Origin of the sequence: Kineococcus glutinatus (assembly GCF_039542765.1) — a bacterium.
Lineage (GTDB): Bacteria > Actinomycetota > Actinomycetes > Actinomycetales > Kineococcaceae > Kineococcus_A > Kineococcus_A glutinatus.
Genome location: NZ_BAABIL010000127.1, coordinates 1 through 12583 on the forward strand (window position 1 = coordinate 1; position 12583 = coordinate 12583).

Here is a 12583-nt window from a genome sequence, read left to right on the forward strand (position 1 = left end):
CTCGGGGGCTGTGGATGGCGTACCGTCGGACGACCCGTCCGCTCCCCGCACGGGCGACGACGCGGACGACGCGGACGACGACGCAGGAGGCGCTGAGTGAGCTCGGTGGATCGCACCTACGGCGAGAGCGCCGCGCAGTCCCCGCCCGCCGGGGCGTCCGGGGTCGCGGGCGCCCGGCCGGCCGCGGCCGGCCGGCAGGGGCGTGACCTCGCCGGGGAGGCCGTGCCCCGCCGGGTGCGGCTCACCGTGGCGCGGGTGGACCCGTGGTCGGTGACGAAGCTGTCGTTCCTGCTGTCCGTCGCGGTGGGCGTGGTGATCGTCGTGGCCACGGCGCTGGTGTGGACGGTGCTCAACGGCATGGGCGTCTTCGGTGACGTCAACGGCGTGCTGCGCGACATCCTCGGCTCCACGGACATCGACCTCTACGACTACGTGGGCCTGGGCAAGGTCGTGTCGCTGGCCACCGTGGTCGCCGTCGTCGACGTGGTGCTGCTGACCGCCCTGGCGACGCTGGGGGCGTTCCTCTACAACGTCTCCGCCGCCCTCGTCGGCGGCCTGCGCGTCACCCTGTCCGACGACTGAGCCGCGGCGCGGGGCACCACGTCCCGTGCGGTAGCATCGTGTGTGGCCGCTGCGCCCCGGCGGCCGGGGGCCTATAGCTCAGTTGGTTAGAGCGCTTCCCTGATAAGGAAGAGGTCACAGGTTCAAATCCTGTTAGGCCCACCCATCCCTCCCCCGCTCCGGAGCCCCGTCCACCGCCAGGTGGGCGGGGCTCCGTCGTGTGCGGGGCGGGGCGGGGTGGGCGGGCGATCGAGTGACGAGGAACAGTCGTGTGCGCGCACGAGAGGGCTGCGTCACGGTCCACCCGGCTACGACACCGGGTGAGCGCTGCGACGTGATGTCGATCTGGTCAGGGTGTGGTGCGCGCGTGGGCGGAGCGCGAGTGCCAGGACGGCTGCAGCCCACACCATGGCGATCAGCGACCACGCCGGGCTGAAGCCGGCGTCGGCACCGGTCCAGGCGTAGGAGACAAGTCCCAGGTAGAACGCGACCACGGCCACGCTGCCGCCGAGGAACGCCCGTCCGCGCGGCCAGCAGCCTGCCAGCATCGGCAGCGCCACCAGCGCCAGGGCGGTCGCGGCCTGCACGGAGTAGTGGTCGACCCCGATGGTGATGTCCGCGCTGAGCAGTTCTCGCCGGTTGGCACCAGCCATCTGCCAGGCGTGCACCAGCCACGCCGGTGCGGCGAGCGCCGCGACCAGCAGGAGCGGTACGTCGTACGCCGCCCGCAGCGGGAGGATCGGTGGCGCGGCCCGGAACACGGCTACGGCGGCGACCTCGGCGGCCAGGACGACGGTCAGCACGGCGAGGGGGGCCTCCAGGCTGATCGCCGCCGCCATCCCGAGCACGGCCGTGGCGCACGTGAGCTGCACCAGGGCCGGCCCCGAGCGGCGCGGGACGGTGGCGACCACGAGGAAGGGCACGCCGACGAGAACGGTGAAGAAAAGGCCCCAGCCGGCCTCCAGCACCACCGGCCAATCCGGGTCCCAGGTCACCGACAGGTCGATGATCCCGAAACCGGGGAGCACCAGCCATGACAGCGACAACACCAGCGCCAGCAGGCGCAGCCCCCAGGTGCGCATGCTCCATGGTGGACCCGTCCCCGTCACAGGAGGAGCCCCGGCGGCCCAGCACCGAGACGGAGGAGTGCCGCATCTCCCGCGGCGTCGACGGCGGTGGCGAACACGAGGTCGTGCTCCTGCCAGCGGGTGCCGACCGTCTGTCCATCGCGCTCCTGCTGAGCCCGCTGCTGGACCAGGGCGCCGATGCAGCGGCCGGGCAGGGCCGGGGTGCGGCGGGACCGGCGCGTCGGCGCAGGTCGGCGAACGGGCGACCCCTCCGACCTGCGTCTCCGTCGTGTGCGGGGCGGGGTGGGCGGGCGACCCCGTGCCAGAGCACGGGGTCGGCGGTGGGGTCGTCCTAGGGTGTTTCCATGTCGTCCGCCGGCTCGCTCCGCCGCCTCGGCGCCGAGCACCCGTTCGCGGCCGACACGGTTCTCGCGCTGGCGGTCCTGGCCGTCTCGGTGACGGTGGCCGCCGACGCCCCGGGGACGCTCCCCGCGCCGGACGCCCTCGGCGGTGTCGTGCTGACCGCAGCCTGCGCGGCCCTGGTGCTCCGCCGCCGGCGGCCCGTGGCCGTGTGGGTGCTCGTCCTGGTGTGCGCGCTGGTCAGCATCACCCTCGACGGCGCCCGCTCGCCCGTGCTGCCGGCCGCGATGGTGGCGGTCTACTCGCTCGTCGTGCGCCTGCGCCCCAGGCGTGGCCTGGTCGTGGTGCTGGTCAGCGTCGCGGCGCTGGTCGCGGCCGCCGGCGCAGCCGTGGGGTGGCGGAGCCCGCTGCTCTACACCGCCACGGCGTGGACCGGTCTGGCCGGTGCGCTGGGCGCCGCCGTGGGCGGTCACCGGGCCGTGCTGGCGGCAGCGGAGAACCGTGCGCGGGAGGCGGAGGGCTCCCGGGAGCAGGAGGCCCAGCGACGCGTGGTGGAGGAGCGGCTGCGCATCGCCCAGGACCTGCACGACGTGGTGGCACACCACATCGCCGTGATCGGCGTCCAGGCCGGCGTGGTGCAGCACCTCCTGCGCAGCGACCCGGCGCGAGCGGAGGTCGCAGCCGGGCACGTCCGGGCCGCCAGCGAGGAGGTCATCGCGGAGATGGGCGCCGTGCTGCGGGTGCTGCGCGCCCGGGACGAGGGGTCGGCCACCGATCCCGCTCCCGGGCTGGCCCAGGTGGACACCCTCGTGGAGAGCGCTCGGCGGGCCGGGCTGCGGGTGGTCCTGAGCAGCACCGGCCGCCCGTTCGCGCTGGCGCCCGTCGTCGACCTCACCGCCTACCGGGTCGTCCAGGAGTCCCTGACCAACGCGGCCAAGCACGGCGACGGCGAGGTGCACCTGACCATCGGCCACCGGGAGCACAGCGTCGTGGTCGAAGCGGCCAACCACGTCGCACCCGGCGAGGTGGCGTCCGGGACCGGGTACGGCCTCGTGGGCATGCGCGAACGGGTGGACGCCGTGGGGGGCACCGTGGAGGCCGGTGTGCGCCCGGGCGGGAAGGTCTTCCACGTGCGGGCCGAACTGCCGGCGACCCCGTCCGACGGCGACCGGGGGCGGGCATGACCATCCGCGTGCTCCTCGCCGACGACCAGGAGCTCATCCGCACGGGCTTCGCGGCCCTGATCGGCTCGGCTCCGGACATGGACGTCGTCGGCGAGGCCCGCGACGGCGCCGAAGCGGTGGCCATGACCCGGCAGCTGCACCCCGACGTCGTCCTGATGGACATCCGCATGCCGGGCACCGACGGGCTGAACGCCACCGAGCAGATCACGACCGACCCGGAGCTGTCCTCGGTGCGGGTGGTGGTCCTGACGACGTTCGAGGCGGAGGACCTCGTCGTCGCCGCCCTGCGCAACGGGGCCAGCGGCTTCCTCGGCAAGGGCGTCAAGCTGCCGGACCTGCTGGCGGGCATCCGCACCGTCGCGGCCGGGGAGGCGCTGCTGTCGCCCGCGGCGACGAAAACGCTGATCAGCCGCGTGCTGTCCCAGCCGCACGCCCACCTGCAGGCCCGGTCCGACTCCTCGCTCAGCCTGCTGACCGAGCGGGAGAGCCAGGTGGTGGCGCTGGTCGCGGAGGGCCTGAGCAACGAGGAGATCGCCCGGCACCTCGTCGTCTCCCCGCTGACCGCCAAGACCCACGTCAGCCGGTCGATGGTCAAGCTCGGCGTGCGCGATCGCGCCCAGCTCGTGGTCCTGGCCTACCAGTCCGGGCTGGTGCGCCCGGGGGGGAGCGCACCACCCGCCTGAGGGGCCGGGGCCCTCGTGCGGAGTGCGCCTGCTCCCCGGGGAGTACGCGCAAGAGCCTCCCGGTGCAGGACGTCGTCAGGAGCGTGCGGAGCGACAGTTGTCCCTGTCAGCCACACGACCCGGAGGACCCCCGTGATCGAGATGCACCAGCTCAGCAAGCGCTACGGCGACGTCCTGGCCGTCGACTCCTTCGACGTGACGATCAGGCCGGGCGTCGTGACCGGGTTCCTCGGGCCCAACGGCGCCGGGAAGTCCACGACGATGCGCATGGTCCTGGGCCTGGACACGCCCACGTCGGGCAGCGTCCTGGTCAACGGGCGCCCCTACCGCGACTCCCCGGCGCCGATCACGGAGATCGGTGCCCTGCTGGAGGCGAAGAGCCTGGACAAGGGCCGCTCGGCGCGCAACCACCTGCTGGCCCTGGGCGCCACGGTCGGTGTCGGCGCCTCGCGCGTGGACCACCTGCTGGAGCTGGTCGGTCTCGGCGACGTCGCGCACAAGTCCGCCGGCTCCTTCTCCCTCGGCATGGGCCAGCGCCTCGGGGTGGCGACGGCGCTGCTGGGTGACCCGGCCGTCGTGATGCTCGACGAGCCGGTCAACGGCCTCGACCCGGACGGCATCCTGTGGATCCGCACCTTCCTGCCCGCGCTGGCGGCCGAGGGACGCACCGTCCTGCTGTCCTCGCACCTGATGAGCGAGATGGAGCTCACCGCCCAGCACCTGGTGGTGGTCGGTCGCGGACGGCTGCTGGCCGACGTGTCCATGGCGGGCTTCATCGCCGGCGCCACCACCGACCGCGTCCGGATCAGCTCCCCCGACGCCGGGCGCCTGCGTGAGCTCCTCAGCGGCCCTGGGGTGACGTTCACGTCCGAGACCCGCGGCGAGCTCGTCGTCCAGGGCATCCCGGTGGCGCGCATCGGTGAGTGCGCCGCGCAGAACCGGCTCGTCCTGCACGCGCTGGTGCCGCTCGTGCCGTCGCTGGAGGAGGCCTACCGCGCCCTCACGGAGGACTCCGTGCAGTACCACGGCGGCACGGGCTGGACGGTCGGGATCGGCGTGCCCGCCCCGGCCCGACCCGCGCTCGTCCCCTGACCCAGCCGCCCTGCAGACACCGTTACGCAGACACCGCCACGAAAGACGAGGACCTGACGATGACCTCCGCGACCATGCTCGAACCCGCCTCACCTGCGGGCCCCGGCTCCCCGGCAGGACCGGCTCCCTACCGCAGCACCGTGACCACCGGGCTGTCGCCGGCCCGGGTCGCCAGGTCGGAGTGGATCAAACTCCGCACCCTCCGCTCGACCTGGATCACCCTCGGCGCGATCTTCGCCGTGCTCGTCGCCGCCGGCCTGTTCGCCGCCGCCGCCACCGGATCGGACAGCTCCTCGGGCGCCGCCCAGGGCCCGGGCCTGGGCGGCGACCCCGTCTCCACCGTCCTCACCGGCGCGAACCTCGCGGTCCTCGTCGTCGCGGTCCTCGGTGCCGTCATCGGCGCCCGCGAACACGTCTCCGGCATGGTCCGGGTCACCATGGCCGCGGTGCCCTCCCGGTTGCCCGTCCTGTGGGGCCGGTTGATCGCCTTCAGCGCCGCGCTCGTCCCCGTCGTCGTCGTCGGCGTCCTGGTCGCCTACGTCGGCGGCACGGCCGTCCTCGACGCCAACGGTGCCGACACCGCCTCCTTCTCCGACACCGGTGTCGCCCGCGCCGTCCTCGGCACGGCCGGCTACCTGTTCGGCATCGGCCTGCTCGGCACCGCCCTCGGCACCGTCCTGCGCAGCACCGCCGGGGCCATCGGCGTCGTGATCGGTGGGGTGCTGATCCTGCCCTCCCTGGCCGGGGCCCTCCTGCCCGACAGCTGGTCCAGCGTCCTGCAGTACCTGCCCTCCAACGCCGGCACCGCGTTCACGCAGGTCAGCGCCGGCAGCGACTACCTCAGCCCCGCCGTGGGTGCCTGCGTCTTCGCCGCCTGGGTCGTCGTGGCCGTCGCCGGTGCAGCCGCCGCCCTGGTGCGCCGCGACGTCTGAGCCCGCCGGGCCCGGCGGGGGCGCGACCGCACCGCGTCAGACGGTCGCGCCCAGCAGCGCGCCGGCGGTGAGGGCCACCGACTCCAGCCGGTCCTCGATGCGCGTCGCCTGGTGGGCGGTGATCAGCTCGTCGGCCTGCGCGTCCTCGGCGAACGACGTGAGGTACGCCCGGACCTCCTCCGGGGTGCCCACCGCCGCGTACGTCAGCATGGAGGCGAGCTGGCGGCCGCCCGGCGTCGTCAGGAAGGCGTCGACCTCCTCGTCCGAGTAGCTCGTCGTGCCGGTCGGGCGGGAGATCAGCCCGCGGACGAAGGAGCGGCGGGTGGTCTCGAACCGCTGCCGCGCGACGTCGATGGACGCGGCGGCCACCACGTTCACGCCGGCGATCACGTAGGGCTCCGCCAGCTGGGCCGACGGCCGGAACTCCCGCCGGTACAGCGCGACGGCCTCGTGCAGCTGCTGCGGCGCGAAGTGCGAGGCGAACGCGTAGGGCAGGCCGTAGGCGGCGGCGAGCCGCGCCCCGAACAGCGACGACCCCAGGACGTACAGCGGCACGTCCGTCCCGGCCCCGGGCGTCGCCTGCACCCCCGGGACCCGCGACTGCCCGCGCAGGTAGCCCTGCAGCTCCAGGACGTCCTCCGGGAAGCTGTCGGCGGACATCGGGTCGCGGCGCATCGCCCGCATCGTGGCCTGGTCGCTGCCCGGTGCCCGGCCCAGGCCGAGGTCGATCCGCCCGGGGTGGAGCGTCGCCAGCGTGCCGAACTGCTCGGCGATCACCAGCGGCGAGTGGTTGGGCAGCATGATCCCGCCGGCGCCGAGCCGGATCGTGGAGGTCTTGGCCGCGACGTGCCCGATCAGCACGCTCGTCGCGCTGGAGGCGATGGTGGGCATGTTGTGGTGCTCGGCGTACCAGACCCGCTCGTAGCCGTGCTCCTCGGCGGCGCGGGCGAGGGCGACGGAGTTCTCGAAGCTCTGCGCGGCGGTCTGCCCCGGCGGGATGGGCGCGAGGTCCAGGATCGACAGGCGCGGGAGAACCGGGGAACTGCTCGTCATGTGCGTGCCAACCCGGCGGCCGGTGGGGGCATTCCTGCCGGGACGCGCCGGCCGGGAGGCGGGCGCCGCCGTCGCGCGGTAGGACGTGTCGCGCGGAACCGCACGGACCGGCAGGACGACCGGCCCGGACCGCGCGAGCGGCCCGCGGCGGAGGAGGAGAGCTGTGGACCTCGGGATGCACTACTTCACGTTCACCCACCCGGAGTGGGAGACCACGCTGGCCGACCGCCTCACCGAGACGGCGCGGATCGCCGACGAGGGCGGCGTGAACCTGCTGACGGTGATGGACCACTGGTTCCAGATGGTCCAGGCCGGTGGCCCGTTCGAGCCGATGCTCGAGGGGTACACCACGCTGGGCTACCTCGCCGGCGTCACGAGGAACGTCCGCCTGAGCCTGCTCGTCACCGGCGTCACCTACCGCCACCCGGGCCTGCTGGCCAAGACGGTCTCCACGCTGGACGTGCTCTCCCGCGGGCGCGCGATGCTGGGGATCGGGGCGGCGTGGTACGAGCGCGAGCACGCCGGCCTGGGGGTGCCGTTCCCGCCCACGGCCGAGCGCTTCGAACGCCTGGAGGAGACGCTGCGGATCTGCCGGCAGATGTGGTCCGGGGACGACGGCGCCTTCGAGGGCGAGCACTACCGGCTCGCGGAGACCATCAACCTGCCGCAGCCGGTGCGGGGCACCGTCCCGGTCGTGGTCGGCGGCGGCGGCGAGCGCAAGACGCTGCGCCTGGTGGCGCAATACGCGCAGGCGTGCAACCTGTTCGGCGCCCCGGGTGAGGAGGGCCTGCAGGCGGTGCGGCACAAGCTGCAGGTCCTGCGCGAGCACTGCGAGCGCCTGGGCACCGACTACGACGCGATCGAGAAGACGATGCTCTACCAGGGCGACGCCCTCGGTGACGTCGACGCCTTCCTCGCGCAGATGGAGGGGTACGCGGCCGCGGGCATCACCCTGGTCGGGTTGATGCCCCCGCCGTACCAGGACCCGGTGCCGTGGGCGACGCGCGTGGTCGGTGACGTCGTGCCGCGGCTGCAGCAGGTCTGAGGGAGCGGCGCAGGGGAGGGAGCACGGGCCGCCGCGCTCAGACCCGGGCCCGCTCCGGCGCGGTGAGGATCTCGGCCCCGTCGTCGGTGATGGCGATGGTGTGCTCGCTGTGCGCGGTGCGGCAGCCGGTCGCGCTGCGCAGCGTCCAGCCGTCGGCGTCGGTGACGAGGTCGGCGGTGTCCGCCATGACCCACGGCTCCAGCGCCAGCAGCAGCCCGGGGCGCAGCGGGTAGCCGCGGCCGGGCCGGCCGGTGTTGGAGACGTGCGGGTCCTGGTGCATCGTCGACCCGACGCCGTGGCCCCCGAACTGCGTGTTGACCGGGTACCCGGCCCCGCCCAGGACCGCGCCGATGGCGGCGGAGACGTCACCGGTGCGGGCCCCGGGGCCGGCGGCGGCGATCCCCGCGCTCAGGGCGCGTTCGGTGGCGCTGATCAGCGCGAGGCTCTCCGGGGGCTCGGAGCCGCCCACGACGAAGCTGACGGCGGAGTCCGCGACGATCCCGCCCAGGGAGACGGCGAGGTCGAGGGAGAGCAGGTCGCCGTCGGCGAGCGCGTAGTCGTGCGGGCGGCCGTGGAGCACGGCGTCGTTGACGGACGTGCAGACGTGGTGCCCGAAGGGGCCGCGGCCGAAGGACGGCGCGTAGTCGACGTAGCAGGACTGCGCGCCGGCCTCGGTGATCATGTCCTTGGTCCACCGGTCGATGTCGAGGAGGTTCGTGCCGACCGCGCTGCGGCTGCGCAGGGTCTGCAGGATGCCGGCGACCAGGGCACCGGCCTCTCGCGCCCGGGCCAGCTCCGCCGGGTTCAGGATCTCGATCACGGGGCCTCTTCCGCCGGCGTCCGATAACTATCCCGGTAAGGCTATCCCGGTACTAGGGTCGGCGGCGTGGTCAGGCTGCCCCTCACCCCCGCGGAGGTCGACCGCGGTCAGCGCCTCGGCGCCCTGCTGCGACGGGCCAGGGGTGAGCGGCCGGTGCTCGACACCGCGCTGGCGGCGCGCATCTCCCCCGAGACCCTGCGCAAGATCGAGTCCGGCCGGGTGCCCACCCCCGCCTTCGCGACCATCGCGGCGATCGCCGGGGTCCTCGGCCTCTCCCTCGACGCGGTGTGGGCGGAGATCAGCCGGCCCGACGGCGAGACCGGGCCCGCGGGGTCGGTCCCCGGCGCGGGCGAGCGGCTGGCCTCCTAGGACCTGCGGCCGGGCGGTGCAGCGCCGCCGCGCCTGGGGCAGACTGGACGGGGTGAGCAGCGCGTCACGAAGCAGCACCCTGGGTAGTCCGCGTCCGGCGGGCGACATCGCCGGGGCGGAACTGCTGCAGCTGGCCGCGATGGCCACCGGCCTCGGCCGCCTCGAGCTGCGCCAGGCGCTGCAGAGCATCACCGACGCCGGGGTGAGCATGACCGGCGCGCAGTACGGCGCCTTCTTCTACTCCGACGAGGACGCCGAGGGCGGTCGCTTCGACGTCTACACCGTCTCCGGCGCCGACGCCCGCTCCTTCCCCGACCGCGTCCCGCTGCGGCACACCGCGATGTTCGTGCCCACCTTCTCCGGCGCCCGGGTGGTCCGCAGCGCCGACGTGCTCGCCGACCCCCGCTACGGGACGGGCTCCACGTCCGGCCTGCCCACCCACCACCCCGCGGTCCGCAGCTACCTCGCCGTCCCCGTCACCACCCCCGACGAGCGGATCATCGGTGCGCTGCTGTTCGGCCACCGCGAACCCGACCGCTTCGACGAGGGCTCCGAGGTCGCCGCCCGGGCCGTCGCCGCCCACGCCGCCGCGGCGGTGGAGAACACCCGGCTGCTCGGGCAGGCGCACCGCGCGCGGCAGCAGGCCGAGGACACCGCCCAGCGGCTGCAGCTGCTGCAGGACATCACCGCCCTGCTGTCGACGGCCGCCTCCACCGCGCAGATCGTCGAGCGGGTGCCGCCGGCCGTCACCACCGCGCTGGACTGCGCCGGCGTGCAGCTGCTGCTGCTGGACGCCGCGGGGACCTCGCTGGTCGGGCCGCTCTCACCGGCCCTGCCCGAGCACACCCGCCGGGCCTGGCCGCGGGTGCCGCTGGAGGTGTCCGTGCCCTCCACCCACGCGGTGCTCACCGGTGCCCCCGTGCGCTCGGTCGGCGCCGAGCTGGACGAGTGGCCGGGGGTGCGCGGCGTGGACCGCGGCGGCGTGCAGGCCGTCCTGGCCGTGCCGCTGCTGGACCGCGCCCGCAGGCCGCTGGGGGTGCTCAGCGCCAACTGGGAGGACGAGCACCGCATCGACCCGGGCGTCACCGACCTGGTGCTCGCGGTGGCCGGGCAGGTCGGCCAGGCGCTGGAGCGCACCCGGCTGGCCGACGCCCAGCAGGAGGCGCAGCGCAAGCTCACCGAGTCGGTGAAGGCGCTGTCGGCGGTGGCCCGCGACCTGCAGAGCGGGCTGCTGCCCCGGCGGCTGCCGGAGCTGGAACGGGTGCGGGTCGCGGTGCGCTACCTGCCGGCGGCCGCGGCCGAGGTCGGCGGCGACTGGTACGACGTCATCGAGTCCCCCGACGGCCGCGTCACCTTCGTCATCGGCGACGTCCAGGGGCACAACACCACCGCCGCCGGCCTGATGGGCCAGCTGCGCACCGCCGTGCGGGCCTACGTCAGCGAGGGCCACGACCCGGCGACGGCGCTGGCGCGCACCAACAGCGTCCTCCTGCAGCTGGACACCGGGCTCTTCGCCACCTGCTGCCTCGCGCAGCTGGACCAGGCCACCGGCGAGCTCGTCGTGGCCACCGCCGGCCACCCCCCACCGCTGCTGCTGGACCGCGCGGGGCAGGTCGGCGAGCTCGACGTCGACGCCGGCGTGCCGCTCGGCATCGACGAGGACGCCGCGTACGAGCCCACCCGGCTGCTGCTGACGGGGCACAGCCGCGTGCTGCTGCACACCGACGGCGTCGTCGAGTCCGCCCCGGACGGCACCGAGCGCGGCCTGGCCGCCATGCGGCAGATCCTGCACGAGCGGCGGGCCGACACGTGCGACGCCATCGCCGACGGCGTCGTGGCCGGCATCCCGCACCGGCTCACCGACGACGCCGCCCTGCTCGTCCTCGACTACGCCGGCCCCAGCGTCCAGCGCACCGACGCCGGCACCACGCTGGCCCCCGACCTGCGGGAGGTCGCCGAGGCGCGGCTCTTCCTGCACCGCACCCTGCGGGCCTGGGGCGTCGACGACGACACCACCGCCAGCGCCGAGCTCATCACCAGCGAGCTGGTCACCAACGCCATCACCCACACCGGCACCCCCGCCAGGCTGCAGCTCACCCGCTTCGGGGAGGGCGAGCACCTGCGCATCGCCGTCGGGGACGGCTCCACCCGCCACCCCACCCCCCGCGAGGCCGGCCCGGACGCCCTGGGTGGCCGGGGCCTGGCGATCGTCGACGTGCTCGCGGAGAGCTGGGGGGTCAGGGACGAGGGCGACGGCAAGGTGGTGTGGGCGCAGCTGGCCCCGCGCTGACGGCGCCGCCCGCCCCGCTCAAGGCCGGCCGCGCCGCTGCCGAAGCTCCCGTGACGGACGTCCCCGACCCGCCAGGAGCACGGTGCGCGCACACCCCGCGACCCCCGCGCCCGGCGGCGCCGCGCCCCCCACCGCCCCCGGCGGCGGGCCGCGCGTGGCCGTCGTCCACGAGTGGATCGCCGCGCGCGCCGGGGCCGAGCAGGTCTTCGCCGCGCTGGCCGGCGCGTGGCCCGGCGCCGACCTGTACGCCCTCAGCGCCGTCCCCGGTGTCGACCTCGACCTGCAGGGCCGCCGGCCGCGCACCACCTTCCTGGACCACCCCGCCCTCCGCGACCGCCGGGGGCTCACCCTGCCCCTGATGCCGCTGGCGTGGCGGGCGCTGGGGACCCCCGGCTACGACCTCGTCGTCACCTCCCACCACGCCTTCGCCGCCGCCAACCGCCTCACCCGCGACGGCGCCCACCTGGCGTACGTGCACTCCCCCGCCCGCTACGTGTGGAACCCCGAGCTGGACGGGCGCGGCTCCTCGCCCGCGCTGGCGCCCGCGCGGCGGCTGCTGGGTGCCGTCGACCGCCGCGCCGCCGCCCGGCTCACCGCCGTCGCCGCCAACAGCGCGGAGGTGGCGCGGCGCGTCGAACGGTGCTGGGGCCGCCCCGCGACGGTGGTCCACCCACCCGTCGACGTGGAGTTCTTCGGTGCCCGCGACCCCGGCGACCGCGAACCGCTGGACCTGCCCGACGGCTACCTCCTCGCGCTCGGCCGGTGGGTCCCGTACAAGGAGCACGCCCTCGTCATCGAGGTCGCCGAGCTGCTCCGGCGCCCCGCGGTCATCGCCGGCAGCGGCCCGCTGGCCGCCGCGCTGCGCGCCCGCGCGGCATCGGCGTCGGTGCCCGTGACCGTCGTGGAGGCCCCCGACCGCGAGCGGGTGCGCGAGCTGCACCGCCGGGCCGGCGCCCTGGTGTTCCCCGCGCACGAGGACTTCGGGATCGTGCCCGTGGAGGCGATGGCCGCCGGCACCCCCGTGGTCGCCCTCGGGCGCGGGGGCGCCGCCGAGACCGTCGTGGACGGGCGCACCGGCGCCCTCGTGGCCGAGCACCGCGCCGCCGCCTACGCGGAGGCCGTCGGGC

Annotated in this window: 12 protein-coding genes and 1 tRNA gene; 10 read left to right on the forward strand and 3 right to left on the reverse strand. The window is 75.2% G+C overall.

Annotated elements, in window-relative coordinates; translation table 11 throughout:
- The first annotated feature begins 96 nt into the window (after window positions 1-96).
- Window positions 97-582, forward strand: coding sequence for a DUF3566 domain-containing protein (locus ABEB16_RS05760; protein ID WP_345711309.1), 486 nt, complete (start codon window positions 97-99; stop codon window positions 580-582).
- 67 nt (window positions 583-649) lie between these two features.
- Window positions 650-723: transfer RNA gene (locus tag ABEB16_RS05765), tRNA-Ile, on the forward strand.
- Window positions 724-869: 146 nt separating this feature from the next.
- On the opposite strand, the gene ABEB16_RS05770 is transcribed toward ABEB16_RS05765, so the two are convergent.
- On the reverse strand, window positions 870-1643 hold the full coding sequence (locus tag ABEB16_RS05770) for a hypothetical protein (protein ID WP_345711310.1): 774 nt from the start codon (window positions 1641-1643) through the stop codon (window positions 870-872).
- 350 nt (window positions 1644-1993) lie between these two features.
- Between ABEB16_RS05770 and ABEB16_RS05775 the strand changes: the two genes are divergently transcribed.
- The 4 genes from ABEB16_RS05775 (at window position 1994) to ABEB16_RS05790 (ending at window position 5879) form a co-directional block, all read left to right on the forward strand.
- Window positions 1994-3172 carry a sensor histidine kinase gene (locus tag ABEB16_RS05775; RefSeq protein ID WP_345711311.1) on the forward strand — a complete coding sequence of 393 codons (1179 nt, stop codon included), beginning with the start codon at window positions 1994-1996 and terminating at the stop codon, window positions 3170-3172.
- Window positions 3169-3855, forward strand: a complete 687-nt coding sequence (locus ABEB16_RS05780; protein WP_345711312.1) for a response regulator — start codon at window positions 3169-3171, stop codon at window positions 3853-3855. Before ABEB16_RS05775 ends, ABEB16_RS05780 begins: the two co-directional genes overlap by 4 nt.
- Window positions 3856-3987: 132 nt before the next feature.
- A complete protein-coding gene (locus tag ABEB16_RS05785; RefSeq protein ID WP_345711313.1) occupies window positions 3988-4947 on the forward strand; it encodes an ABC transporter ATP-binding protein in 960 nt (319 codons plus the stop codon).
- 59 nt (window positions 4948-5006) lie between these two features.
- Entirely contained in the window at window positions 5007-5879 is an 873-nt protein-coding gene (locus ABEB16_RS05790) for an ABC transporter permease subunit (RefSeq protein WP_345711314.1), read from the forward strand.
- Between the two features lie 36 nt (window positions 5880-5915).
- On the opposite strand, the gene ABEB16_RS05795 is transcribed toward ABEB16_RS05790, so the two are convergent.
- Window positions 5916-6932, reverse strand: coding sequence for an LLM class flavin-dependent oxidoreductase (locus ABEB16_RS05795; protein ID WP_345711315.1), 1017 nt, complete (start codon window positions 6930-6932; stop codon window positions 5916-5918).
- 163 nt (window positions 6933-7095) lie between these two features.
- Here ABEB16_RS05795 and ABEB16_RS05800 point away from each other — a divergent pair, with 163 nt between their 5' ends.
- Window positions 7096-7977: an LLM class F420-dependent oxidoreductase gene (locus ABEB16_RS05800; RefSeq protein ID WP_345711316.1), complete on the forward strand. Its 882-nt coding sequence runs from the start codon at window positions 7096-7098 to the stop codon at window positions 7975-7977.
- A 37-nt stretch (window positions 7978-8014) separates the two neighbouring features.
- Here the strand turns inward: ABEB16_RS05800 and map are convergent, their stop codons facing one another.
- Window positions 8015-8797, reverse strand: coding sequence for a type I methionyl aminopeptidase (gene map, locus ABEB16_RS05805; protein WP_345711317.1), 783 nt, complete (start codon window positions 8795-8797; stop codon window positions 8015-8017).
- A 66-nt stretch (window positions 8798-8863) separates the two neighbouring features.
- Here map and ABEB16_RS05810 point away from each other — a divergent pair, with 66 nt between their 5' ends.
- The 3 genes from ABEB16_RS05810 to ABEB16_RS05820 all read left to right on the forward strand — a co-directional run.
- Window positions 8864-9166 (forward strand): helix-turn-helix domain-containing protein, encoded by a 303-nt coding sequence (locus tag ABEB16_RS05810; RefSeq protein ID WP_345711318.1) that lies wholly within the window; start codon window positions 8864-8866, stop codon window positions 9164-9166.
- 52 nt (window positions 9167-9218) lie between these two features.
- The gene (locus ABEB16_RS05815; protein WP_345711319.1) at window positions 9219-11456 is read left to right on the forward strand and encodes an ATP-binding SpoIIE family protein phosphatase; all 2238 of its coding nucleotides are present in this window, start codon (window positions 9219-9221) and stop codon (window positions 11454-11456) included.
- An 82-nt stretch (window positions 11457-11538) separates the two neighbouring features.
- The coding region (locus tag ABEB16_RS05820; RefSeq protein ID WP_345711320.1) for a glycosyltransferase at window positions 11539-12583 on the forward strand (1045 nt) is incomplete at its 3' end.

What these genes read in the sequence shown, in the direction of transcription:
- ABEB16_RS05770 (WP_345711310.1), bottom strand. Translation starts at nt 1,643, where the DNA reads ATGCGCACCTGGGGGCTGCGCCTGCTGGCGCTGGTGTTGTCGCTGTCA.
- ABEB16_RS05775 (WP_345711311.1), top strand. Translation starts at nt 1,994, where the DNA reads ATGTCGTCCGCCGGCTCGCTCCGCCGCCTCGGCGCCGAGCACCCGTTC.
- ABEB16_RS05780 (WP_345711312.1), top strand. Translation starts at nt 3,169, where the DNA reads ATGACCATCCGCGTGCTCCTCGCCGACGACCAGGAGCTCATCCGCACG.
- ABEB16_RS05790 (WP_345711314.1), top strand. Translation starts at nt 5,007, where the DNA reads ATGACCTCCGCGACCATGCTCGAACCCGCCTCACCTGCGGGCCCCGGC.
- ABEB16_RS05795 (WP_345711315.1), bottom strand. Translation starts at nt 6,932, where the DNA reads ATGACGAGCAGTTCCCCGGTTCTCCCGCGCCTGTCGATCCTGGACCTC.